General features: G+C 60.0%; 24 protein-coding genes and 1 pseudogene. 15 read left to right on the top strand and 10 right to left on the bottom strand.

From position 1 onward, the window contains the following. Window positions 1-8 precede the first annotated feature (8 nt). The 3 genes from AC0NID_RS34645 to AC0NID_RS34635 all read right to left on the bottom strand — a co-directional run bounded on the left by AC0NID_RS34645 (window position 9) and on the right by AC0NID_RS34635 (window position 3741). The gene (locus AC0NID_RS34645; RefSeq protein WP_473455083.1) at window positions 9-1511 is read right to left on the bottom strand and encodes a sugar ABC transporter ATP-binding protein; all 1503 of its coding nucleotides are present in this window, start codon (window positions 1509-1511) and stop codon (window positions 9-11) included. 5 nt (window positions 1512-1516) lie between these two features. Further along, window positions 1517-2557 (bottom strand): ABC transporter permease, encoded by a 1041-nt coding sequence (locus AC0NID_RS34640; protein WP_473455038.1) that lies wholly within the window; start codon window positions 2555-2557, stop codon window positions 1517-1519. 101 nt (window positions 2558-2658) lie between these two features. Beyond that, window positions 2659-3741, bottom strand: a complete 1083-nt coding sequence (locus AC0NID_RS34635) for a sugar ABC transporter substrate-binding protein (RefSeq protein WP_473455037.1) — start codon at window positions 3739-3741, stop codon at window positions 2659-2661. 216 nt (window positions 3742-3957) lie between these two features. Between AC0NID_RS34635 and AC0NID_RS34630 the strand changes: the two genes are divergently transcribed. From AC0NID_RS34630 to AC0NID_RS34610, 5 genes are all read left to right on the top strand, one after another. After that, the gene (locus tag AC0NID_RS34630; RefSeq protein WP_473455036.1) at window positions 3958-5571 is read left to right on the top strand and encodes a GMC family oxidoreductase; all 1614 of its coding nucleotides are present in this window, start codon (window positions 3958-3960) and stop codon (window positions 5569-5571) included. Window positions 5572-5674: 103 nt separating this feature from the next. Next, on the top strand, window positions 5675-6055 hold the full coding sequence (locus AC0NID_RS34625) for an aldo/keto reductase (RefSeq protein ID WP_473455035.1): 381 nt from the start codon (window positions 5675-5677) through the stop codon (window positions 6053-6055). A 154-nt stretch (window positions 6056-6209) separates the two neighbouring features. After that, window positions 6210-7379 (top strand): ATP-binding protein, encoded by a 1170-nt coding sequence (locus AC0NID_RS34620; protein ID WP_473455034.1) that lies wholly within the window; start codon window positions 6210-6212, stop codon window positions 7377-7379. Window positions 7380-7575: 196 nt separating this feature from the next. Further along, complete coding sequence (locus AC0NID_RS34615) at window positions 7576-7908, top strand: DUF3024 domain-containing protein (protein ID WP_473455082.1); 333 nt, start codon at window positions 7576-7578, stop codon at window positions 7906-7908. Window positions 7909-8007: 99 nt separating this feature from the next. Then, window positions 8008-8397, top strand: coding sequence for an SWIM zinc finger family protein (locus AC0NID_RS34610; protein WP_473455033.1), 390 nt, complete (start codon window positions 8008-8010; stop codon window positions 8395-8397). A gap of 27 nt (window positions 8398-8424) precedes the next feature. On the opposite strand, the gene AC0NID_RS34605 is transcribed toward AC0NID_RS34610, so the two are convergent. Further along, window positions 8425-8670: a hypothetical protein gene (locus AC0NID_RS34605; protein ID WP_473455032.1), complete on the bottom strand. Its 246-nt coding sequence runs from the start codon at window positions 8668-8670 to the stop codon at window positions 8425-8427. Between the two features lie 61 nt (window positions 8671-8731). Between AC0NID_RS34605 and AC0NID_RS34600 the strand changes: the two genes are divergently transcribed. Continuing rightward, window positions 8732-9097 carry a hypothetical protein gene (locus AC0NID_RS34600; RefSeq protein ID WP_473455031.1) on the top strand — a complete coding sequence of 122 codons (366 nt, stop codon included), beginning with the start codon at window positions 8732-8734 and terminating at the stop codon, window positions 9095-9097. A 212-nt stretch (window positions 9098-9309) separates the two neighbouring features. On the opposite strand, the gene AC0NID_RS34595 is transcribed toward AC0NID_RS34600, so the two are convergent. Then, window positions 9310-9978: an adenylate/guanylate cyclase domain-containing protein gene (locus tag AC0NID_RS34595; protein ID WP_473455030.1), complete on the bottom strand. Its 669-nt coding sequence runs from the start codon at window positions 9976-9978 to the stop codon at window positions 9310-9312. Window positions 9979-10599: 621 nt separating this feature from the next. Here AC0NID_RS34595 and AC0NID_RS34590 point away from each other — a divergent pair. Beyond that, window positions 10600-10845 carry a hypothetical protein gene (locus AC0NID_RS34590; RefSeq protein WP_473455029.1) on the top strand — a complete coding sequence of 82 codons (246 nt, stop codon included), beginning with the start codon at window positions 10600-10602 and terminating at the stop codon, window positions 10843-10845. Next, complete coding sequence (locus tag AC0NID_RS34585; protein WP_473455028.1) at window positions 10817-11350, top strand: hypothetical protein; 534 nt, start codon at window positions 10817-10819, stop codon at window positions 11348-11350. The genes AC0NID_RS34590 and AC0NID_RS34585 overlap by 29 nt, the downstream gene beginning before the upstream one ends. A 70-nt stretch (window positions 11351-11420) precedes the next feature. On the opposite strand, the gene AC0NID_RS34580 is transcribed toward AC0NID_RS34585, so the two are convergent. Next, complete coding sequence (locus AC0NID_RS34580; protein ID WP_473455027.1) at window positions 11421-12560, bottom strand: helix-turn-helix domain-containing protein; 1140 nt, start codon at window positions 12558-12560, stop codon at window positions 11421-11423. 875 nt (window positions 12561-13435) lie between these two features. Here AC0NID_RS34580 and AC0NID_RS34575 point away from each other — a divergent pair. From AC0NID_RS34575 to AC0NID_RS34545, 7 genes and pseudogenes are all read left to right on the top strand, one after another. Further along, on the top strand, window positions 13436-14449 hold the full coding sequence (locus tag AC0NID_RS34575; protein ID WP_473455026.1) for a UDP-glucuronic acid decarboxylase family protein: 1014 nt from the start codon (window positions 13436-13438) through the stop codon (window positions 14447-14449). Further along, window positions 14449-15435 (top strand): UDP-glucose 4-epimerase GalE, encoded by a 987-nt coding sequence (galE, locus tag AC0NID_RS34570; RefSeq protein ID WP_473455025.1) that lies wholly within the window; start codon window positions 14449-14451, stop codon window positions 15433-15435. Before AC0NID_RS34575 ends, galE begins: the two co-directional genes overlap by 1 nt. Beyond that, window positions 15432-17276 carry a glycosyltransferase gene (locus AC0NID_RS34565; RefSeq protein ID WP_473455024.1) on the top strand — a complete coding sequence of 615 codons (1845 nt, stop codon included), beginning with the start codon at window positions 15432-15434 and terminating at the stop codon, window positions 17274-17276. Before galE ends, AC0NID_RS34565 begins: the two co-directional genes overlap by 4 nt. 14 nt (window positions 17277-17290) lie before the next feature. Further along, window positions 17291-18718 carry a UDP-glucose dehydrogenase family protein gene (locus AC0NID_RS34560; RefSeq protein ID WP_473455023.1) on the top strand — a complete coding sequence of 476 codons (1428 nt, stop codon included), beginning with the start codon at window positions 17291-17293 and terminating at the stop codon, window positions 18716-18718. A gap of 34 nt (window positions 18719-18752) precedes the next feature. Beyond that, a complete protein-coding gene (locus AC0NID_RS34555) occupies window positions 18753-19259 on the top strand; it encodes a DUF995 domain-containing protein (protein ID WP_473455081.1) in 507 nt (168 codons plus the stop codon). 14 nt (window positions 19260-19273) lie between these two features. Continuing rightward, window positions 19274-20218 (top strand): glycoside hydrolase family 26 protein, encoded by a 945-nt coding sequence (locus AC0NID_RS34550; protein WP_473455022.1) that lies wholly within the window; start codon window positions 19274-19276, stop codon window positions 20216-20218. 232 nt (window positions 20219-20450) lie between these two features. Beyond that, window positions 20451-20914, top strand: a pseudogene (locus AC0NID_RS34545) (DUF995 domain-containing protein). Window positions 20915-20976: 62 nt separating this feature from the next. On the opposite strand, the gene AC0NID_RS34540 reads toward AC0NID_RS34545, so the two are convergent. The 4 genes from AC0NID_RS34540 to AC0NID_RS34525 form a co-directional block, all read right to left on the bottom strand. After that, the gene (locus AC0NID_RS34540; RefSeq protein ID WP_473455021.1) at window positions 20977-21291 is read right to left on the bottom strand and encodes a hypothetical protein; all 315 of its coding nucleotides are present in this window, start codon (window positions 21289-21291) and stop codon (window positions 20977-20979) included. Between the two features lie 302 nt (window positions 21292-21593). Continuing rightward, window positions 21594-22004, bottom strand: coding sequence for a rhodanese-like domain-containing protein (locus AC0NID_RS34535; RefSeq protein ID WP_473455020.1), 411 nt, complete (start codon window positions 22002-22004; stop codon window positions 21594-21596). A 2-nt stretch (window positions 22005-22006) separates the two neighbouring features. After that, window positions 22007-22576 (bottom strand): peroxidase-related enzyme, encoded by a 570-nt coding sequence (locus tag AC0NID_RS34530; protein WP_473455019.1) that lies wholly within the window; start codon window positions 22574-22576, stop codon window positions 22007-22009. Between the two features lie 14 nt (window positions 22577-22590). After that, window positions 22591-24903, bottom strand: coding sequence for a molybdopterin-dependent oxidoreductase (locus tag AC0NID_RS34525; protein WP_473455018.1), 2313 nt, complete (start codon window positions 24901-24903; stop codon window positions 22591-22593). Window position 24904: the final 1 nt, after the last annotated feature.

Genomic DNA, 24904 nt, shown 5'->3' with positions numbered 1-24904 from the left:
GGTCTGCCTCACACCATCGCCCGCAGCAACTCGACCTGGTTCGGCTTGTTTCCCGGGCTGGCGTCGAAGCGGGCGGTGATCTCGCCGTCGCGCATCACCAGCACCTGGTGCGACAGGCCGATGGTTTCCTCGAGCGTGTCTGAAATCAGCAGGATGGCCACGCCTTGAGCGGAGAGATCGCGGACCAGTTCGTAGACTTCCTCCTTGGCGCCGACATCGAGCCCGCGCGTCGGGTGGTCGAGCACAAGGATGCGCGATCCTGCCGTCATCCAGCGCGCCAGCACCACCTTCTGCTGGTTGCCGCCGCTGAGCTTGCGGCAGGCGGCGTCGGGGCCGGGCGCCTTGATGCGCAGCCGCTTGATCCAGTCGGCGGCGAGCCGGCGCTCCTTGCCATAGTCGATGGCGCCATGGCGCATGACGCTCGACAAATCGGACAGCGAAATGTTCTCTGCGATCGACAGGAACATCACCAGCCCTTCGAGCCGCCGCTCTCGTGGCACATAGCCGATACCCCTGCGCACCGCGGGCCCCGGCGAGCCGAAGCGCACCGTGTCGCCGGCGATTTTCATCTCGCCGGCATCGTGCTGGAGGAAGCCGCCGATCGTGCGCGTGACCTCTTCGCGGCCGGAGCCGACGACCCCGGCGATGCCGACGATCTCGCCGGCCCTGATCTTGAGATCGACGCCATGATAGGCACCATTCGCGCCCAATCCCTTGGCCTCGACCATGACCGTCTCGCGCGGCTGCTGCTGGCGGGCCTCGCGGTAATATTCAGCCTGCAGCCCGCGTCCGACCATGATCTCGTGCAGCTCCGGCGCGGTGACATCAGCCGCGCGGTGTTCGGCGACGACCGTGCCGTCCTTCATGGTGTAGACGCGGTCGGAGATATCGAGCACCTCGTCGAGGCGGTGCGAGACGAAGACGAAGCTGGCGCGCGATTTGAGCGAGCGCACGCGCGCGAACAGCACTTCGATGTCGGCGGCGTTGAGCACGGAGGTCGGTTCGTCGAGCAGGATGAGCAGCGGCCGCTCGACCATCTCCTCCAGCGTCAGCGCCTTGGCCAGCTCCACCATCTGGCGGGCGGCGAAAGTGAGTTCCGAAGTGCGCGCGGTGACATCGATGTCGATGCCGATCTTGCCAAGCTGGCGTCGCGCCGCCGCGTTCATGGCGCGCCAGTTGACGATACCGAAGCGGGTGAAGCGGTCCTCCTGGCCGAGATAGATGTTTTCGGCGACCGTCAGGTTGAGCACCAGCGACTGTTCCTGAAACACCATGCCGATGCCATGCCGTGCCGCGTCGCGCGCATTGCGCATGCGAAGCTGCTCGCCGTCCAGGGTGAGGCTGCCGCCATCCGGCCGGTAGGTCCCGGCCAGTACCCGCATCAGCGTCGACTTGCCGGCTCCGTTCTCGCCGATCAGCCCGACCACTTCGTTCGGCCGGACTTCGATGCTGACGTCGCGCAAGGCCTGGACGCCGGGAAAATTCTTGATGATGCCGGAAGCGCGCAGCATGGCGTTCACTTGACGATTCTGAGACGCATGCGGTCGAGCGACAGCGCCACCGCGGCGATGATCATCAGGCCCTGCACCGTCTGCTGGATGTAGGGCGAAATGCCGAGCAGGATCATGCCGTTGGCGAGCACGGTGACGATCAGCACGCCGATCAGCGTGTTGACGACGCCGCCTTCGCCACCGGTCAGCGCCGTGCCGCCGACGACGACGGCGGTCACCGCCGCAAACAGCCTCCCGTCGCCGATGACGGCATGCGACTGGCCGAGCTGCGCCGCGGCAAGCACGCCTGATATGCCGAAGAAGAAGCCGGCCAGCGCGAAGGCGGTGATGCGCACGCGTATGACGTTGACGCCGGAGAGTTTTGCCACATCCTCGTCGCCGCCGATCGCCAGGATGTGGCGGCCGAGCTTGGTATGGTACTGGACGATTGCGGCGAGCAGGAACGCCCCGGTCGCGACCCACACCGCCAGCGGCAGGCCGAAGAAACGATGCAGGGCAAGGTCGCGGATCGAGGCGTCGTTGAGCCGGATCGCCGAGCCGCCGAGCATGTAGACCGACAGGCCGAGGCCGATGAACCACATGCCGAGCGTCGCCATGAAGGACGGGATGCGCAGCATGGTCTGGACCAGACCGCTGAGGAAACCCATGGCAGTGCCGGCGACGATCGCGGCCAGCACCGCCCACCAGCCATAGTCGTTGCCATTGCTGTCATTGGCGGCGAGCAGCACGACCACCATCGCGGCCACCGACAAGGTTCCCTCGACGGAAAGATCGATGCTGCCCATCAGGATAATGAAGGTCAGGCCCATCGCCAGCGTCAGCGGCACGGCGGCGGAGTTGGCAAGCCGCACCAGGTTGCGCAGTTCGATGAAATTGGGATTGGCGATGGCGATCAACACGCAGAGCGCCAGCAATACCGCCAGCGGGGCCAGGCTGCGCCAGCGCCTGCCACCGAACACAGTGGCGATGCGGCCGGAGAGAAATGTCATAAGCGTCGTCCGCTCGATGTCCGAAACGGACTTCATGGGTTCTGTATGGATTGTCAAGAAACCGCTTCCCGTCTGCTGATGACAGTCGCCGATGCGAGGCAGTGCACGACGACGGCAAGAGGAAGCGGGCCGCCAGGGAGAGCAGCCCGCTCCGATGGTCAGGTCCGGATCGCTCCAGTCACCCGACCCCACAGATCGTTCCAGTCGACCTCCGGCTTCGCATCGACGTTGGTCTTGTAATACTCCTCGACATTGTCGTGCGAGATCAGCACCGCCTTGCCATAGAATTCGCGGTGTTCCGGTGGCTCCTTGGTTGGGTCGAACTTGCCGATCTTGGCATTGTAGCCGATGGCCAGTCCCATGCCGCCCTGCCAGAACGGGTCCGAGGTGACGGTGCAGGCGAACTCGCCCGTGCGCACCGCGTCGACCGCCGTCTTGATGCCGTCGACGCCGACGATCGGCACCTTGCCGGCGAGGTTCTCGGCGCGCAGCGCCTCGAGTGCGCCCGAGCCCATATCGTCATTGGCGGCCCAGATGCCCTTGATGTCGTCGCCGAAACGGGTGAGCAGATTGCCCATCAGGTCGAAGGCCTCGGTCGACTTCCAGTTGGCGACCTGGAAGTCGAGCAGTTTGATGTCGGGATTGGCGGCCAGTGCGGCATCGAGGCCCTTCTTGCGCTCGATCGCCGCCGTGGTCGAGATCAGGCCGCCAAGTGCTACGATGCCGCCCTTGCCGCCGATGGTCTTGAATAGGATCTCGGCGATGGTCTTGCCGCTTGCGATGCCGTCGAACTCGATATGGGAAACGTAGTTCGGATTGAAGTCCTTCGGATGCAGATCCGCCGGCTTGTTCCATTGCGTCACGACATAGGCGCCGGCCTTGGCGCAGGCCTCGACGATGGGGCGCGCATCAGGCGTATCGTTGGGATCGGAATTGAGCACCATGTTGCCGCCGGTCTTGGCCAGCATTGCCTTGATGTCGGCGATGCCCTTCTCGCTGTTGCCTTCGGAAACCAGCGTGACGTGTTCGAGCCCGGCCCATTTGGCGTAAGCCTCGGCGCCGGTCTTCCACACAGCATGGTAGGGGTTGGACAACGAGCGGATCGACGTCACCAGCGTTGGCTTCTCCTGGGCACGCAACACCTTCGGCATGGCGAGCGCGGCGACGCCGGCTGTGGCACCCATCATCAGCGTCCGGCGGCTGACTGTGCCGGAGAGCGTAAAACCTGTCCTGTCCTTCATTATCAAACCTCCCGATTGAATTCTGTTTCCCGCCCGGCGGCTTGCGCGGGGAGCGCGGCCGGGACTCCGAAAGAGGGGATTGCCAAGTTCGTCCACTTGTACGACAACCCTTCAACACGATAACCATACCCTTTCTCTTGACGCGGCACAAGCGGCTTGAGATCGTCGCACACGGGAGGGCAGGGCGTTGATTGCGCCCACGCAAAGGGAGCGAAAATGTCGGACTACATCATCGTCGGCGGCGGCTCGGCCGGCTGCATTCTGGCGGCCAGGCTGAGCGAGGATCCGGACCTGTCAGTCGTCCTGCTCGAGGCCGGCCCGCCCGACACCGATCGCTACATCCATCTGCCGGTCGGCTTCTTCAAGATGACGTCCGGGCCGCTGATCTGGGGCTATGAGACGGCGCCCGGCAAGGCGATCGACGGCCGCACCATGGTCTATCCGCAAGCGCGCGTGCTCGGCGGCGGCTCCTCGATCAACGCCCAGGTGTTCACCCGCGGTTGCCCTGACGATTATGACGGATGGGCTGCCGACGATGGCTGTGCGGGCTGGAGCTACGCCGAGGTGCTGCCCTATTTCCGGCGCTCCGAGGGCAACGACACCTTCGCCTGCCCGCAACATGGCATAGATGGACCGCTTGGCGTCTCCAGCGGCGCGCCGCATCCGCTGACGCGGGTCTTCGTCAAGGCGGCGCAGCAGGCGGGCCTTCCCTTCAGGGCCGATTTCAATGCCGGCCAGCAGGAAGGCACGGGATTCTACCAGACGACGACGCGTCTGGGGAAACGCAGCAGCACGGCCGTCGCCTATCTCAGGCCGGCGCTTGGCCGCAAGAACCTGACGCTACGCACCGGCGTCACGGTCAGCCGCATCGTTGTCGAAAACGGGCGTGCGATCGGCGTCGAGATCGTCGTCAATGGCCGCACCGAAATGCTGCGCGCCGACCGCGAGGTGATCGTCACCGCCGGCGCCATCGGCTCGCCCAAGCTGTTGATGTTGTCGGGAATCGGCTCGGCCGCGCATCTCGGGGAACATGGCATTAGGGTGATCCATGACCTCGCCGGCGTCGGCCAGAACCTGCACGATCACATGGATGTCGATGTCGTCGCCGAGCTCAACGGGCCGCACGGCATCGATCGCTACAAGAAGATGCGCTGGCAGGCGGTCGCCGGTCTCGAATACGCGCTGTTCGGCAAAGGACCGGTGGCGTCCAACATCGTCGAAGCCGGTGGCTTCTGGTGGGGCGACCGCACTGAGAAAACTCCTGACATCCAGTTCCATTTCCTGCCTGGCGCTGGTGTCGAGGAAGGCATCGGCTCTGTTCCCGGCGGCAATGGCTGCACGCTGAACTCCTACCATGTCCGCCCCCGTTCGCGCGGCAGCGTCACGCTGCAATCGGCTGATCTGCGCGATCCGCCAATCATCGATCCCAATCCCTTCGCTGAACGTTACGATCTCGAGCGCGCCATCGACGGCATCGAGATCAGCCGCGAGATCCTGTCGCAGCCGGCATTCGCCAAATACATCAGCCGCGAGCACCTTCCGGGCGCGGCAATGAACGGGCGTGCAGCGCTCGAAGCCTTCGCCCGCGAGCACGGCCGCAGCGCCTACCATCCGGTCGGCTCCTGCCGGATGGGCGGCAATGCGCAGAGCGTCGTCGATCCCGAGCTTCGTGTGCGCGGCCTTCAAGGCCTGCGCGTCTGCGACAGCTCGGTGATGCCAAGCATCGTGTCGTCAAACACCAATGCCGCCGTCGTCATGATCGCCGAAAAGGCGGCGGACATGATCGCGGGGCGGGTCAGCCACCAGCATAAGACTCTCCCGGGAATATAGAACACGGCAAGGGAAGCAAAATGGCAGAGATCAAGTTCAGGGCTGTAGCGAAGAACGGCCTGAAGGTGACGACGATCGGGCTTGGCGGAACCGGGCTGGGAACATGTACCGCGCCGTCGACACGGATGCTGCGGTCAAGACGGTGCATGCGGCCTACGAGAATGGCATCCGCTATTTCGACACAGCGCCGGTCTATGGCTTCGGTGTGAGCGAGACCCGGCTGGGGCTGGCGATCAAGTCGCTGCCGCGCGCCGACATCGTCATCTCGTCGAAGATCGGCTACGACCTCGTTCCGATCCCTCCTGAGGACCTTCAGCCGGCGCTGTGGGACCAGCCCGGTTCATTCCGCGCTGAATTCGACTATTCGCGCGATGCCGTGATGCGCTCGCTCGAGGGAACGCTGAAGCGCCTCGGCACCGATTATGTCGACATGGTCTCGATCCATGATCCGGACGAAGCCCGCCGGCCACCGAATTTTCAATGACTTCTCGAGCCGATCGGCGCTGAGACCCCGAGCCGGTTCACACTCAGATAAGCCGATCAAGCTGGGAAGCGGCTATTATCCAGGAATGCAGCGCGTGAGTCGTTTCCAGCTATCTATCCTTGCAAATCATCCGCATCATGGATAATTTGCAAGGATGATCGAGCGAAGAGCACGCAAGCTGGTTGACACCGCCCTTCAACGGCAGGCTGCCGTCGGACTGATTGGACCTCGACAGGTCGGCAAGACGACTCTCGCTCAAAGCATAGCCGATGAGCGGCCATCCCTTTATCTCGACCTGGAAGCCACGGAAGATCGCGCGAAGCTTGCCGAGCCGGCACTGTTCCTCAGAGCCTACGAAGATCGGCTTGTGATCCTGGACGAAATCCACCGCACGCCGGAACTGTTTCAGACGCTGCGTGGACTGATCGATCAAGGTCGGCGGCGCGGGCATCGCACCGGACGTTTTCTTGTCCTGGGATCGGCCTCAATCGATCTGCTGCGCCAATCCGGCGAGACGCTGGCCGGCCGCATTGCCTATATTGAGATGGGGCCGTTTGATGTTGCCGAGGCTGCACGAACCCCAGAGGACCTTCTTGCGTTGTGGGTACGCGGCGGTTTTCCGGATTCCTTCCTCGCTGCGGATGACACGCAAAGCTTTGATGTCCGCCGCGACTTCATTCGCACATACCTCGAACGCGATGTTCCGCAGTTCGGGCCGCGCATTCCTGCCGAAACCTTGGAGCGTTTGTGGACCATGCTGGCGCACGGGCAGGGGAGCCTGCTCAATGCATCCAGGCTGTCTGCCTCGCTCGCCATCAGCGCGCAGACCGTGACGCGCTATATTGACCTGCTCGCCGATCTGATGCTGGTCCGTCGGCTGCCGCCTTTTCATGCCAACATCGGCAAGCGGCTCGTCAAATCGCCAAAGGTGTATGTCAGGGACAGCGGGCTGCTCCACGCCCTTCTCGGTATCATCGATTTCGACCAGCTCTCGGGCCACCCGGTCGTCGGTACGAGTTGGGAGGGCTTTGCGATCGAGAATTTGATTTCGGCAGCGCCGGCGCATAGCTCGGCAAGTTTCTATCGCACATCGGCGGGCGCCGAAATTGATCTGCTTCTCGACATTCCGAAACATGGAAGATGGGCGATCGAGATCACGCGCGGTCTGGCGCCACGCATCGAGAAGGGCTTTCATCTCGCCTGCGAAGATGCCGCACCGACACGCAAGTACGTTGTCTATGCCGGTCAGGATCGATATCCGCTAAACAGCGACACCGAGGCGACGGGTCTGTCCGCCCTGGTCTCGGAGCTGATCGGCCTTTAGTAGGCGCCGGGCAGAGGAATCCCAGACTGCCGCCATCCGGGCACGCTGGCAATGACCTTCCAAGGCCTCTGAGCTGGCACAATGGGCAAGAAAAGTTGTACCTGCCGTATTACTCTCTTTGATTGGCTGGAGCGGAATATGCCGAGGCAGGAACGCAGATGGATTCGGGTCAAAGCTCTGACCCAGGAGGAGAAGACTGCAGTCGCGACCATCTGCGAGCAATATCGCAGGAACGCTCAAGCCGCGTTTTCTGCCAGAGATTCGCCCGACGCAGTTCAACTATCCCGTCTTCGGCAAGTGGCACGGCAGCAAATACAGCTTCATCACCCGGTACTGTTCCGGCTTTGCGGAGAACTTAGGCGAGGAATTCGGTTGTGCCTTCACGCGGCTCGATCATCTGGAGCACCATCTTGTGGAAACCCGCTTCGAGGTCATGTGGCATCGACATACCGGCCAGTGGTTTCGCCTGCATGCCTCGGTTACGCTGCGCTCCACCTTATCGAGACCGACGGTCTGCTCCATCCGGTGATATAAATTCGAAAAGCCACCCGCGATTTGATCCACACGCCCTCAGAGACCTTGCCGGCGACGCGGTCTTCGCGCGCGGGGAGGCTTATTTCCAAGACGGATGGTGGACATTCTAGGCATCGAGCCAACCCGGATTCTCGCCCGGGTTGCCGGAACGGAGTATTACCGTACCGTAATCACCGGCCAACGTACGGCGATCGATGGCGAGTGCTCGTGTCCGGCCTTCGAGCGCGAAGGGTTGTGCAAGCACATGGTGGCGGTGGCTCTGGCGGCGAATGCCGCGGTTGCCTCCGGCGAGGCCGACAGCGGCGACACGCTTGCGCGGGTTCGGGGCTATCTCTGGACTAGGAGCGTCGATGCCTTGGCCGGGATGATCATGGACATCGCCGAAAGGGATCCGGCGCTGCTTCGCAAGCTTGAGATCGCGACGGCGGCCGCGGGCGCTGACGACAAGGCGCTCGAATCGCAGTTGTCGCGAGGCGATCCTTGACGCGACCCGTATCCGTGGCTTCGTCGATTACCGGCGGGCGTCAGGATGGGCTGCCGGCGTGGATGCCGCGCTGGACATGCTGGCCGAACTAGCCTCCGGTCCCGTGCGGCGCTGGTCGTCGAGCTTGCGGAGTATGCGAGCACCCAGATCGAGCGCGCCGTCGAGAATATCGACGATTCCCACGGCTATTGCACCGCGCTGCTCACTCATGCGAAGCGTATTCACCTCGCTGCGTGCCGGACCGCCAAGCCAGATCCGTTGGCACTCGCTCACGATCTCTTCCTGCGCGAGACGGAAGGAACATACGACACCTTTTACGGTGCGGCGGCGCAATATGCGGAAGTTCTGGGCGAGGAAGGGCTCGTCCGAATTTCGGCGGTTGGCGCAGGAGGCTTGGGACAAGCTGCCGGCCCGGATCGGTCCCCGCCGCGGCGTGGAGGAGTATGGATTCGATGACTTCGGGCTTATGGCGATCCTTGATTCCTTCGCCGAACGCGATGGCGACATGGACACGCGCATTGCGCTGCGTGCCAAGAACCTGTCGTCGCCGTGGGCCTATCTTCAGCTTGCCGAGTTCTGCCAGGCGCAGGGCCAGAAGGAGGAAGCGCTTCGCCATGTGGAGGAGGGGCTGTGGCTTTTCGAGGACGACCGGCCGGATGAGCGGAACGGCCTTATGATCAGGAAATTCCGACGTTACTGACGGTATTTTTCGATAAGTCATGTTTCGGAGACAGGGCAGTTGCGCCCAATGGTGGATGGCACGGACTGAGACGAAAAAGCGGATAAAAATCAAGGCTTAAGGGAAATGCCACGGCGATGCAGTACCGAATGCAGTACCGACCCAATAGCGATGCTGTCGACGCTGACTGAAACATGGCACTGACAAAAAAGGCCGCTACCGGAGGCTGCCGGTCATCGAGGGAACGGATAGGTCTGCGGCGACTTGCGATATGCCTCTTCGCAACGCGGCGAACAAAACCAAGGCCCTTCTGGAGCAGCCCGTCGATAGGATGCATACGGAGCATGCATCTTGCACACGGGATCGATCCAGGCCGGGTCAGGCGACGGCGCAAGCTCGATCTCATAAAGCGGGACTTCCTCAGCGACCGAGCGCAGCGCCACTTTTCCGAGTTCCTTCGTCAGGATGCCTTTGGCGGCGGCCGCCTCGGCGATGGTTCGAGTAGCCAGCAATTGGCCGGGGGAAGCGAGCGACGCAATGCGTGCTGCTATGTTAACGGTCGATCCAAAGAGGTCATTTGCCCTGCGGATGACCGGCCCATGGTTCAGCGCCGCCCGGGTTAGCGGCAGGCGCGGTTCTTTTCGGCATGCCTGCAACAGTTCTCCAAGTACCTGGATCGCGATCTCCGGCTCGGGAAATGAAAGCATTGCCTCATCGCCGATCCATTTGATCGGAGGTCCATAGCCGCTCAGTGCTTTGCGGACCATGCTCTCGAAAATCTGGAGAACATCGATTGCAGCTGCATCTCCATAAACGTCCGCGATGGCGCTAAAGCCCGCAAGATCGATAAATGCAACCGTGACCGAAGCGTCGGCTGAACTCTGCGTCTGGCTCATGTCCATGCAAAGTATTTAACGCTAATCGCACGGTTTCGCGAATCTCAAACGCATGGATACGCCATACCGGAGAACTCCCTCCGCGTGAAACCGGAGAAGGCACTAGCTGTGTCGTTCCTCGCTCTTCGCCAGGAACGCTTTGGTGTCGCAAAGTGTTTGCCGCGTGACAAAGGCGAAAGGGAGCAGGAATATGCGTGCAGTCATCGTTGGCGCTGGCATCGCCGGACTTGCAGTTGCCAAGGGTCTGCAACTCCTCGGATGGGAGACCGAGATTTACGAGCAGGCGAGCGAACTGAAACCTCTGGGTGCGGGTCTCAGTCTTAAGCGCCAACGCGCTTCGTGCCCTTCGTACGCTCGGGCTCTACGAAGCGGTTGTGGCCGAGGCGCAGCCAATACACAGACTCGACCTTCTCGACGACAAGGGACAAGTTCTCCAATCCACGGATTTTCAGCGCTTCAGCCAGCGATACGGTCACCTCAGCATGGCCGGCCGTACTGCATCGCGGCGATCTCCACAGGCCCCTTCTTTCGGAGCTACCGCGCTCTATCATTCGCACCAACATGGAATGCGGGGATGCACGGCCGGTTGGTGAGAACATTGCCCTGCGCTTCGCAAATGGGGAGATTGTGGAAAGCGAGCTGGTGCTCGCTTGCGATGGCATTCACTCCGCGGTTCGTAGGGCGCTGTTTCCGCAGTCGCGCGAGCATTTCGCCCGCTACGCCTGCTGGCGCGCCATCGCGCCCGGGCTCCCCCAAGGAATGGATCCCGCGCGTCTTTCCGAGAGCTGGGGCGCCGGCAAACGCATCGGTCTGGCCACGATTCCCGGCGAAAGAGTATACTGGTTTGCCCTGCTGCAGCGCCGACCGTGTTGACGACCCCAAACTGGCTCAGAGCGATCATGCCGGAGTACAGGCGACGTTTTCCGGCGTTCACGATCCCGTCCCTGAGGTTCTCGACCGGACCACGGCGGACTGGCTGATCTGGACCGATATCCTCGATCTCGATCCAATGCCCTCGTTCATCCGCGCAAGAGCGGTTTTGCTTGGCGACGCCGCTCATGCGGTCACGCCCGATCGTTTACCGCAGGATGCTGCGAGCATTGCGCACACCGAGGTCGAGATGGACGTGTCTTATTACTGCTGTGCCTTGGGAATCGCCGGCGCTAGGCGGATCTCAATGCGCATGTCCGTTCCGCCGGCCTCATGGGAACGCAAGCGCTTTCGCGCGAGAAGGCTTCCCCGCACGGCGCCAAAGGAGTGTTGGAAGATGGTAGTGGGAGATCTACATCGCGAGGCCTACTATCGAAGAGGCGTTTCTTCTACTATCGGCGACATGCGGCTTATTCGAAAATTTCCGATTTTAGGCACAGAAGGTTGATCGATTTCTTAGATGCAAAAAGTCGTCATCGACATCTTTGATGCAAATATAATAATTGCCCCAGTTATAATCAAAAAAGACCGAGAGTTTGCAGCAGGCTTTCGAATGTGATATTTGGTTTATTGCCTGTGTTCCTATCCAGGTAGATGTAGTATTCGGACGACTGCTTGCGTATGTTGCTCGGACTATACCCGAACTGCTGCGTGAAAGCTCGACTGAAATTCGCCGCTGAATCAAAGCCGATTGCTAGACCAACTTCGGCGACCTTTCGGGTGTCGGAGGGATCCGCTAATATTGCATGAGCTGCGGATAGACGTCGTCGACGAATGTAATTAGCAACGCCGCCGGACGTTTCGAAAAGCTCATAGAGCCGTGTCCTCGAGGTCGCCAGTTCCCGGGCGAGAGCATCCGGCGTCAGGCCGGGCGAGGCAAGATTGCTCGAAATGAAGCGTCTCGCCCGCGTCATCAATCCGATTTGTGAGATCTGATCGTTGCCGTCATCACGATCCACCAAAGGTGTAACGGCGTCGAGTATCATTTTCCGCAAACGGTCTTTGATTCTCGGAAGGTCATCTTGCGTGAAGCGATCGAGATTGGCTTCAACGCTTGACATAAGATCGATCAGAAGTTTGGCTCGGTGTCCACCCAAAACGACGTTGTTGCTCGTCGCCGGCAAGCTACCGCCATCTGTAAACAAATCGACGGGAACGATTAGGCTGATCGACTCCGTTGCCAGCGCCCGCCCGCTAAACGGATGGCCGAGCGAGCGGATTTCAATCATGCCCGGTTCATTTTGTGCGACGCGTCCGTCAACTCCGGTCCAGGTCCGACCGGCGCGGAGAACGGTGATCTGCCAATGGTCAATTGGACTGAACCGCACCGCGTCTGGCGAGCGTTCGTAACTGAAGGCAGGAACAGTTTGTTGCAATAAAAGCATGCCGCCCAGATTCCACACCGCCTGCTGGACGACAAATCCATCCTCGGGACCCACATTGTTCGGCAGGCGCGTATCCATCAATACCGCCATATGCTCCCGCCAGGCAGCAAACTGCTGGATTGGTGGAAGGATTTCCGTCTCAAAGCGCAACGGCGTCAGGACGGCCTTCTCCACCTCATCCTCACCGCGTGGATCCTGCGACATGCGCGGCCAGCGGCGACGTTCGACAGATGTCGGCTCCATGTCGTTAGGTGGGACCGTCTTATCTGACATTACTGCCTCCAGCCACGATCCGGAAGGTCGCAACGCCGCGCTGCTTCAGGAGATATGTCACGGTCATCGCCATGGGAAGCAACTGACCGACCGCATAGACAAACATTCCGACCTGCCAGCTTGTATGCAAAAAGGACATGAAGGGGAAGCTTGCGATGGAAGTGATAAGCGCCGCTCTCCAACCTCCTTCTTGTCGTAAAAAAGCGCGCGCCGATCCAGGTCGGGCAAAAGAAATAGATAATGACAGCTCGCAGCAGGCCGGAAGGCACCTTCATCATCCTGAATGGAGAGGATCGATAAAGATCAGAAATACTGAGGTGAGCCGAACCCGGGAAAGGAGCGAAATCACGACAGGCCACGGAAACTGCAGCCAGGATTACGCAGACGTTCATGGAATTCAGTAATATAGCCCAGAAGTCCATCCGCATCATGCAAGCATATCCGCCTCCTACGTGTATGGGTATAATATAAACATAATTTTATATACACTAAAGGATCAATCTTGTGGATTAGTTAAGTATTGTTGACCAAGTCAACAAACGATAGCCATTAGCGGCTCGATCCTGAACCGACCATGAATGGGTTTCTTGGCTCGGTTCGAGATAAAAGGCCAGTGGCAGCATCGATCTCGGCGCAGGCAATCGAATCGCTTGAAGCACCCCGTCTCCATCAAAAAACAATGTCTGCGGCGGGTCAGCTGCAAAAATGGACGCTTTGAAAAGTTTCCGGATTCCCTGATATCGCAACGTAGGAACCGGGAAGGTATTAGAAATCCTCAGATTCACTACAGGAAGAAATCCTGAAGTCTCAGTGCATTTTTAGACACTACATTCCTTCCTCTTGGCACTGAGGATTTTTATGAATGAGGGGCTCCCGTGAGTATCGCATTTCAGTCTGCAAAGTTGAAATCTGATCTTTCCTCGCAACGGAGGGTACTTGTCGCAGGTGGGGCCGGCTTTCTCGGATCACATCTGTGCGAACGTCTTTTGCAAGACGGCCATTCTGTTATCTGTGTAGACAATTTTTCCACGGGGCGGCTAGAGAATTTGCGCCACCTCCTGAGCTACGACACATTCAGCTTTGTGCGCCACGATATCGTGGACCGGCTCGATCTGCCGGTCAACGAGATCTACAATCTCGCCTGCCCGGCTTCTCCGCCGCACTATCAGGCCGACCCGGTTCATACGATGAAGACAAGCGTGATCGGGGCGCTCAATCTTCTGGAACTGGCAGCACATTACCAGGCGCGGATTTTCCAGGCTTCCACCTCGGAAGTCTACGGCGATCCCCATGTGCATCCGCAGCCCGAAAGCTATTGGGGCAATGTCAATTCCTTCGGTCCGCGCTCTTGTTATGACGAAGGAAAGCGCTCTGCCGAGACTCTGTTCTACGATTTTCATCAGCAATACGGCGTCGACATCCGTATCGTGCGCATCTTCAACACCTACGGTCCGCGCATGCGTCCGGACGATGGCCGGGTCGTTTCCAACTTCATCGTGCAGGCGCTCAAGGGCGAGGACATCACAGTCTACGGCGACGGGTCGCAGACGCGTTCCTTCTGTTACGTGGACGATCTGATCGAGGGCTTCTACCGGCTCATGTACGGCCCTCAGGCGATCCACACGCCTGTCAACATCGGCAATCCCGGCGAATTTACAGTCGGTGAGTTGGCCGAGCAGATCGTGGGAATGACCGGCTCGAGCTCCAAAGTCGTCTATCGCCCGTTGCCTGTGGACGATCCGCGCCAGCGTCGGCCCGACATCACAGTGGCCCAGAGAGAACTTGGATGGGAACCAACCGTGGCGTTGCCCGATGGTCTGAAGTCGACGATCGCTTATTTCGAACGGCAGCTGAGGAAGCCCTCCGGAATGCTGGCGGAGGCCGCCTGATGTCCGGCAAGAACGTACTTGTCGTTGGTGGCGCCGGCTTTATCGGCAGCCATACAGCCAAGCTTTTGGCCAGGCAGAGTTATGATCCGATTGTCTACGACAATCTATCCACGGGTCACCGGTCAGCCGTCCGATGGGGCGCCTTCGTTGAAGGCAATATCCTTGACTCGGAGCGGTTGACCCAGGTCATGGAGGAGTATCGCCCTATCGGGGTGATCCATTTTGCTGCATCGGCCTATGTCGGCGAATCCGTGGAGAAACCGGCAAAATATTATCAGAACAACGTCACCGGGACCCAATCGCTGCTGGACGCCTGCCAGAGAAGCGGAACGCGCAATATCATCTTCTCGTCAAGCTGCGCTACCTATGGCATTCCAGATCGCTTACCGATCCGCGAAGGCGAGAGCCAGCGTCCGATCAGTCCTTATGGACGCACGAAGCTCATCGCGGAGCAGATGCTTGCCGATTATTCGGCTGCCTATGCGCTGCGCTACGTGGCGCTGCGTTATTTCAATGCGTCCGGCGCGGATATCGACGGGGAAATCGGCGAAACCCACGATCCAGAAACACATCTTATTCCGCGAGCCATGATGGCCGCTGCAGGCAGGATCGATTTTCTCGAAGTCTATGGCCAGGATTACGATACGCCCGACGGCACCTGCATTCGCGACTATATTCATGTCGCGGATCTGGCGCGCGCTCATGTGCTGGCGCTCGAACATCTGATCAACTGCGGTGGCAATCTGGCCGTCAATCTTGGCAGCGGGCGTGGTACATCCATTAAGGAAATTCTCGAAGCGATCAGCCGGCTGACAGGTCGCAACGTGCCGGTCGAGATGCGCGCTCGTCGTGCGGGCGATCCTCCGGTGCTTTATGCCGATCCGGCACTCGCTGCCGAAAAACTTGGCTTTCAGGCGCTCTATTCCGATCTCGATACGATAATTCGCACGGCGGCTCCCTTCTTCGGGCTTGAGGTGCGGTCATGAGCACGCCGCCCATCGCGCTGTCTGTTGACAGGGAAGAACCGCTGATGGTGCCGGTCTTCACCGGCCGAAAGCGCGTCGAGTACATTGTGGGTGCGGTTTTGTGGGCGATGGCCGTCGCATTCTTCTGGCAATGGTGGGTTTTCGGAGCCACCCACATCAACATGGTCGGCTCAATTCTGGTGACGGCGCTTTTGGCGTGGATAACGCTTTTGCCAGCCTACTTCATCACCATTTTCTTCAATGCACGCCGGCCGCACGGACGGCTGCGTATTTCCGCAGGAAGTCGCGTGGCCATGGTGGTCACCAAGGCTCCATCAGAACCTTTTAAGGTGGTGGCCGAAACCTTGCGGGCGATGTTGGCCCAGAACGTGCCTCACGACACGTGGCTGGCCGATGAGGATCCATCGCCCGCAACGCTCGCATGGTGCCGCGAACATGGCGTATTCGTTTCCACCCGCAAAAGTCGCGTCGATTACCATCGCCAGTCCTGGCCTCGCCGCACACGCTGCAAGGAAGGCAACCTGGCTTTCTTCTACGATCATTATGGCTACGACCGATATGATTTTGTGTCGCAGCTCGATGCCGATCATGTTCCCGAACCGGACTACCTTTATAACATGTTGCGGCCTTTTGCCGACCCGACAATCGGCTACGTTTCCGCGCCCAGCATTTGCGATCGCAATGCACATGAAAGCTGGTCCGCGCGTGGCCGCCTCTACATTGAAGCGAGCATGCACGGGTCACTGCAAGCCGGATACAATAATGGCTTCGCGCCCATATGCATCGGATCGCACTATGCGGTGCGCACAGCGGCATTGAAGGAAATCGGTGGACTGGGGCCAGAACTCGCCGAGGATCATTCCACAACGCTGTTCATGAATGCCCATGGCTGGCGAGGGGCTCACGCGCTCGATGCCATCGCCCATGGCGACGGCCCACGGACGTTTGCCGATCTTGTAACGCAGGAGTTCCAGTGGTCGCGGAGCCTGGTGACGATCCTGTTGCAATACTCACCAAAACTGATCGGACACTTGCCGCTGCGTTTGAAGGTTCAATTCCTATTTTCGCAGTTATGGTACCCGCTTTACGCCTTCTTTTTTGCTCTGACATTCCTGTTGCCCGTGATCGTACTGATCCAGGGCGACAATTTCATCGACGTCACTTATCCAGAGTTTCTGCTCCATTTCATGCCGCAGTCGTTTATGCTCCTGCTTCTGGCATTCTGGTGGCGATCGAGTCGCACATTTCGGCCTATCGACGGCAAGATTTTCAGTTGGGAAGCGATGCTGTTTTTGCTGGCGCGCTGGCCGTGGGGTCTGGCTGGAACCTTTGCCGCGTTCCGTGACTGGATGACCGGATCCTTTGTTGATTTTCGCGTCACGCCAAAAGGCACGTCCGAAGTCGATCCGCTACCGTTTCGCGTGCTGGCGCCGTATGCCTTCGTGGTCCTGATCTCCATTCTGCCGGTCGTGTTCGTGCAGGATGCGTATCAAACGCGCGGCTTTTTCGTCTTCGCCATCATCAATGCATGCTTTTACTTGCTGCTGATTTTCATGATCTTGCTGCAGCATGGCAGGGAGAATGACGTGCGGATAAAAAGTCGCGCCTATCGCCCCGCGCTGGCAAGCAGTTTCATGGCCCTTTTGATGGTTACCAGTTTCGCCACGGTCGAGCGTGGACGCGACGGCATCGAGGCGCTCGCCTGGGGAACCAAAAGCTTTTCCCTGTTCGACGACAGCTTCTCAATTGCCGGGGCAGGCGTCGGTGGTCGCGCTCTTCACAAAACCGTCTTCAATCCACGTTGGCGCACCAATGCTCCCAGCAATTCAAATCAGCGATAGAAGGCAATCAACACATGAAGATCGCGATCATTGGAACAGGCTATGTCGGTTTGGTCAGCGGCACATGCTTCGCGGCCTGGGGCCACCAAGTTGCATGCGTGGACAAGAACGCTCAGAAAATAGATGGTCTCGTACGCGGCATCGTACCGATTTACGAGCCCGGTCTGGATGGACTGGTGGAACGCAATTCAGCGGTAGGCCGGTTGAGCTTCACGTGCAACCTGGCTGAGGCGGTCAAGGGGGCATCGGTCGTTTTCATCGCGGTTGGGACGCCACCGCGAGCCGGTCATGGGGATGCTGATCTGTCGTTTGTCTATATGGCCTCGCGCGAACTTGCGCCGCTGATCGACGACGGCGCCGTGGTGGTGGTGAAGTCCACCGTTCCGGTGGGCACCGGCGATGTAGTTCAGAAGATCATCGGATCTGTACGTACGGCAGGCAATTTCTCCGTTGCGTCAAATCCGGAATTCTTGCGCGAAGGCGTCGCCATCCGCGATTTTATGGAACCCGACCGTGTCGTGATCGGTGTTGAGGATGAGCGGGCGCGCAACGTTCTCATGGAACTCTACGGTGCACCTCTCGAAGCACAAAAGACGCCGATCGTCGTCACCCAGCGCCGCACTTCCGAACTGATCAAATATGCTGCCAATGCATTCCTGGCGACCAAGATTACATTTATCAATGAATTGGCCGATCTTTGCGAGCAAGTCGGCAGCAATGTCGGAGAACTCGCGCTGGGCATGGGTCTCGACAAGCGCATCGGCACAAGCTTCCTCAATGCCGGCCCGGGCTACGGGGGCTCTTGTTTCCCGAAGGACACGATGGCTCTTCTGCGCACAGCGCAGGATTATGGGGTAGCGGTTCGGATCGTCGAGGAAACAGTGACCGCCAATGAAGCACGCAAGCGCCGCATGGCGCTGAAGGTGATGGACGCTCTGGGCGGCGACGTCGAAGGGCGGACGATCGCGGTTCTGGGGCTCACCTTCAAACCCGATACGGACGATATGCGCGATGCACCCTCTGTTCCGCTTATCGAAACCTTGCAGCGTTTCGGCGCCAAGATCCGTGCCCATGATCCCGTGGGCATGGAGAATGCGGGTCAACTCCTGTCCGAAGTCGAATTTTTTGACGATCCCTATGCATGCGCGTGCAACGCCGAAGCTGTGGTCGTTATCACGGAATGGGACAGCATTCGAAAGCTCGATCTCGTGCGCCTGAAGAAGACCATGCGCCAGCCGGTCTTGATCGATCTCAGGAATGCCTTTGAACCAGGCGTTGCAGAAAAAATTGGCTTCCGTGTTTCGGCCATCGGCCGCTCAGCTACGAACCGGCATGACAATTTCCCGGGCGCGCTTCCTGATGCGACGGGACATGCCCATCGAGGACAGTTGACGGGCGCCGCTCATCTCGAGATGGCAGGAGGTTCCCGTGGCACTCTCTGAATTCAAGCGGGCTCTATTGCTGTCAGGTTTCCGGATGCTGACAGCAGTCGCTTGGCCAGTGTCCTGCATTGCTGCACCGGCCTTTGCCTCTTCCTCACAGGTTTCCGTTCTGCCGGAAGGGGCACGCCGCATGACAGCAGGCGAAATCTACGTTCTCTATAGAGACAAAAGCTGGCAGTGGGACAGCGGAGCCGGACGAATGGTGGGCGCGGACCGGCAATTTTCGGCATGGACCGACGGTGAGACGGGCAAATCCTGGGCGGAAGGCCGCTGGATCATCACCGAGACAGGTTGGATGTGTCTCAACGCGACATGGCATTCCAAACAAGGCGCATTTCCCGCCAAGACCTGCTTTTCGCATCGCATCGATAATGGAACGATCTACCAAAAGCGCGAGCCCGCTGGTGAGTGGTATGTGTTCCGTCACGCCGAGGTTCACGAAGACCACGAGGCCAGCAAGCTGGTGTCCACCGATCTGGTTTCCCGTCAACTCAATGCCATCAAAGCCGCACTTGGTGCGGCACAGCAATCTGAACAGTAAAAAAGGAGGGGGTCTTGAAAAGTCTCTTTAAACTATCAGCAGCCTTGCTTTGCAGCGCATGCATTTCCGGTGGTGTCTATGCAGCCAGCGGCGTGTCGGGAGCGAGTGTCGACAGCCGCAATCAGTTTCGGGACAAGCGTCCCATCATTACGGCTGACTCCGTAACCCCCGGCGCCTACGATCCGCACGCGGATTATACCAACGATTCCAACTCAAAAATCGAACACCTTTTTCTTCCTTGGGAAGATGTTGATCTGGCAACGCTCAGCGTCGCAGATGCCTATGCGCGTGAGCGTGGACGTTCCCTGTTAATCACGGTCGAGCCGTGGTCCTGGGCGAGGGACTGGCGTGTAAGTCCTGAGGATTTGCTCGCCGGGATTTTGGGCGGGCGCTACGATGCCAATATGTCAGCGGTCTGCTCTGCGGCGGCGCAGCTGAAAAGCCCCGTCACGATCCGCTGGGCGCAGGAAATGGAGGATAATGACGGGCAATTCACCTGGGCTTTCTGGAACCCTGAAGGTTATGTGAACGCCTACAGGCATGTCATCGACATATGCCGCAAGCATCTTCCGACGGCCCAATACATGTGGTCACCGAAGGGGGAAGAAGGGCTGAAAGCCTTCTATCCTGGCGACAAGTATGTCGACATTATCGGTCTGTCCGTCTTTGGCTATCAGCCCTATGACAAGCTGGAGGTCGGCCGTGATACCACTTTTGTGGAGCGGACAAAGCCGGGTTATGACCGTGTGACGGGATTCGGCAAACCTATCGCCATTGCGGAGCTTGGCTACGAAGGTAACGACGAATATGTTCGTGACTGGGCTGCGGAAGCAAACAAGCCGCATGCCGAGTTCCCGGACATGACAGCCGTTGTTTACTTCAACGATCTTGAAGTCTATCCATGGCCGAGAAATGTCGGCCGGCCTGATTGGCGCGTGGCCAACCATCCACTGGACTGATCCAAGTCGTTCGACAGAGTGGTTCGGCTTTCCCAGATGGCCGAACCGCTCTATCCCTTTGGTCATATGCGGTCCCAACGCAGGACTCTTACGCAGTCTTACTGGAATTGCCTTGTTGGATAGGAAGTAAAATGTTTTCGATCCGTTGGTTGTCTCAAGTGCGGCCCTGTTTGTGTTCTTGCTTGCTGGCAATGCCTACGCCGCTCTTCACAAACAACCGGCGAGCGACACTATGGCAAAACGCGCCGCTGCCGCGACGCCAATGAAGGCCTCAGCGCTTGAAAAGCTCTATGCCTGCCGCACCTGGAAATGGCAAACGGCGGTGGGTTCTATTCTGCGGAGACAACTGCTCGCGGGCTGTTCTCTGCAAATCGGAAGCCGTTCGCCGCTTGGTCGCGCAAAAGGGAAAGCCTCGTCCCATGCTGAGGGAAACTGGTATGCGACCAATGGGGGCAAGCTCTGCATGCGCGCTCTCTGGACCAGCAAAGTAGCGAAAGGGGGTCTGGAAAGAAGCGGTGCAATCACATGTTTCCTGCACCGCGAAAAAATGGCGTCGTTTATCAGAAGCCTTCCATCGGTGGAAGATGGTATGTCTTTCGTCACAATCCCGCTCGCCGGGACGATGAAGCGCGCAAACTGGTCAAAGGTGATCGGGTAAGCAAAGAAATTTCGCGTCTTAAGGCGAATTCTCGATAACCGCGCAAAACGGAGCCGCCGCGGCCTTCAGACGCGGCGGCTTCCGTCAAACCAGGTCCAATTTAAACGCGTGGCTGATTCGAGAACCCTCGCGTGTAGCAGCGCGCTTTCTGACCAAAGCCGCTCGGAGTGCAGACATAGGAGTTGCTGTTCAAGTATCGGGACGTCGATATCTTAACGACCTTGCCTACGGGCTTCTTGTTGTAGCGAACATCGTTGTTTACCCGATATTTGACAAGGTAGACGGACCGTGTCTCCTCCTTTGGCTTGCGCATCTCGCCTGCTTGCGCGTTTGCGCCGAGAAGCGCGGAAACAGCAAGCCCGATCGATGCAATCGCCACTCTTCTAAAACGGTTCCGATGCGCAGTAGACGTCATGTGCTAGCCTCCAATGTTATTGTCTGGAGTGCGTTGTACCCACAGGACTTTAGGTTCTGGTTTGAAATATCTTGATAAATTTAGACAAAATGTTGCATTCCTCATGCCTCAAGTGGGGATTTGACCAAATGAGCCCGGCGGCGCGTCCGCCGATGGGATGCGAAATTTCACTTCGTTTCCTCGTTGCACCGCGCAATGCGCGTTTCTGCGTATTGCAAACCAACGTCAAGGTCGTCAGTCATGGAGGCGAGGCGTTCCAACTTCCTGTCTGGGTCGGGCCCGCTGTGATACTTGCTGTTCCCTCAAGCTCGATCTGCTCGATGAGAACTGTCCTTTCTGGGCTCGGCGATGATATTGCCGGCCTTCTTCCATTCCGAGAAGCCTCCGCGAAGGCTGCGCGCGTCGAGCCCCATCTCTTGCGCGATCTTGGCTGCGAGGAGCGAGCGCCAGCCGGAGGCGCAGTAGAAGACGAAGGTCTTGGCTTCCGCGAATTTCGGCTTGTGGTAGGGGCTTTCCGGATCGATCCAGAACTCGAGCATGCCGCGCGGTGCATGAAAGGCGTCCGGAATCATGCCGTCCCGCTCAAGTTCGCGCGGATCGCGAATGTCGACCAGGACCATGTCGACCGGTGTGGCGGCAACAACATCCGCCACCGTGACGGACTTGACGACCGCGTCGGCCTCGGCGAGCAGATCCTTGTAGCCTTTTGCCATGGTCAGCGCCCCATCGCGTAGAATTCGTCGTTCGGTCGCATGCTGGTCACGTTGGCCAGCCGGTTTGACATCCCGAAGAAAGCGGCGATGGCCGAGATGTCCCAGGCGTCCTCGTCGCTGAAGTCGTGCTTCTTCAAATCGGCGATGTCGGCGTCGCCGACCTCATAGGCGCGCGCGGAGACTTTCATCGCGAAATCGAGCATCGCCATCTGTCGCGGGGTGATATCTGCCTTGCGGTAGTTGATGGCCACCTGATCGGCGATCAGCGGGTTCTTTGCGCGCACCCGCAGGATCGCGCCATGCGCCACCACGCAGTACTGGCACTGGTTGGCATTGCTCGTGGCCACGACGATCATCTCCCGCTCGGCCTTGGTGATCGGGCCTGGTTTGTCCATCAGCGCGTCGTGATAGGCGAAGAAGGCACGGAACTCGTCCGGCCGATGCGCCAGCACGAGGAAAACGTTGGGCACGAAGCCCGACTTCTCCTGCACGGCGAGAATGCGTTCGCGGATGTCGTCGGGAAGGCTGGCGATCTCGGGAACGGGGAAGCGGCTTATGGCGGGCGCGGTCATTCGTGTTGTCTCCCTCAGACGGCCGCCAGAGCGACCAGTTTTTCGTGGTATTTGTCGAAGGCGTCGGCGGTTTCGCCGACATAGCGCTCGACGTTGACGAGGCAAGTCTGGGCCGAGCAGCCTTGGCCGAACTGCGAGGTGCCGACGTCGAGCGTCAGGACGTTCGGATTGCCGGCGATTTCCAACCCGCTGTTGCCGGAGGGCGTGAACCAGGCGCCGGTCGGGAGCACGACGACGCCCTGCCGGACGCTGTCGCTCACCTGCGCGGTCGCTAGGCAGGCGCCGCGGTCGTTCCACAGCCTGATGCAATCGCCGTCGGCGATGCCGAGCGCTTCCGCGTCGGTGGGATTGATCCGCGTCTGCTCGCGTCCGCCGCGTTTCATTGCCCGGCTCGTCGCGGCAGTCTCCAGTTGACTGTGCAGGCGCCCGACCGGCTGATGCGAGATGAGATGGAACCGGCCGGTCTTGCCGGCGCTGCCCAGCCACTCCGCCGGCTCGATCCAGGCAGGGTGCGCCCGGCAGTCCGCATAGTCGAGCTTTGCCAGCGTTTCGCTGCCGAGCACGATCCTGCCGCTCTCGGTGTCCAGCGCATATTCCTCGGGATAGTCACGGAACTCGGCCAGGTAGGTGTGCTCCGCCTTGACCGGACAGCGCGCGTAGCCCTGCTCCCAGAACGTGTCGAAATCCGGCATGTCGAACCCGAGGCGCCTGGCTGCGTCGTCCCGACTGATCCCGTAGAGATGGCGCAACCAGCCCATCTCGTCGCGTTCCTCGTTGAAGCGCTCGCCGACGCCGAGCTTACCGGCGATCGCATCGAATATATCGAAATCGGACTTCGACTCGCCGACTGGATCGATCGCCCGGTGCATGGCGAGGATGAAGTCCGAGCGCTTGTTGCCGGCGATGTCGTTGCGCTCGATCGAGGTGTTCGCCGGCAGGACGATGTCGGCGCGCTGGGCGGTGGCCGTGAACATTGGATCCTGCACGATGATCGTCTCGGGCCGCGTCCACGCCTCGGAAAGGCGGTTCAGGTCCTGGTGATGGTGATAGGGATTGCCGCCCGCCCAGTAGACGAGCCGGGCGTGCGGGTAGTTCCTCGTCTGCCCCTGATAGGTGAACGGCGCGCCCGGGTTCAACAGCATGTCGCTGATGCGGGCGACGGGAATGAAACTGTCGATCGGCTTGGCGAGCTGCGACATCGCCGGCGATTTGCCGATGTTGTACGGCGCGCCGACGCCGCCGAGTGAGGCGTACCCGTAGCCGACGCCGCCGCCCGGCAGGCCGATCTGCCCTACGATCGAGGCGAGGCCGAGGGCGGCCCAGAAAGGCTGTTCGCCATGGTGGGCCCGCTGCAGGCTCCAGCTCACCGTCAGCATGCTGCGCGTATCGACCAGGCGCCGCGCAAGTTGCGCGATCGGGTCCGCCGGCAGCCCGCAAATGCCGGCTGCCCAGGCCGCATCCTTGCGCACGCCGTCCTCGCTGCCGTCGAGATAGGCGAGGAGGCGGTCCGAACCACTCGTGCAGCGGGCGAGGAATTCCCGGTCGTGGCGGCCCGTCTTGACGATCTCGCCAGCGAGACCAAGCATCAGCGCCGTGTCCGTGTTCGGCCGGATCGGCCACCATTCCGCCGCCAGCCAATCGGGAAGATCGTCACGCAGCGGCGAGACGAGAACGATCTTCACCCCACGCTCGGAAAACCGTCTCAGATAGGTCTCCAGCGCATGGCTGCCGATGCCTCCGGCCTCGATCTGGGCCGTCCGCGGCGAGAGCGCACCGAAGACCACGAGTGTTTCGGTATTCTTGGCGATCGCGTCGAGCGTGTTCGCCTGACCGCCGCAAGCGGTGTCGTCGCCAAGCGTGTGGCGAAGGATCACCGGCCCCGCCGCGATCGAATAGGTGTCGACATGTCCGGTGTAGCCGCCGGCGAGGTTGAGCATGCGCTTGAGCAGCGACGAGGCATGATGGAAGCGCCCGCAGCTCGTCCAGCCATAGGAGCCGGCGAAGATGGACGCGTTGCCGTATTCGCCGGAAACCCGCTGGATCTCGTCCGCTACCAGCTTCGTCGCCTCGTCCCAGCTGATGGGCACGAAGGTTTCGCTGCCGCGACCGCCGCGGTCGCTCGCCAGTCGCTTTTCGAGCCATCCGGATCTGACCATCGGCCGCAGCACGCGGCGGTCGGGCTTCGCCCATTCGCGGATCGAATCAATGATCGGCGAGGGCGCCGGATCGTGCTCGAATGGCTCGACGCCGACGATGCGGCCGTCCTCGACGAGGATTGTGTAGGCGCCCCAGTGGCTGCAGTGCGGATACCTCGTGATCGCTCCCATG

Source organism: Mesorhizobium sp. WSM4821 (assembly GCF_055901555.1).
The sequence above is the reverse complement of the archived record's forward strand: the minus strand, read 5'-3'. Positions and strand labels throughout refer to the sequence as shown.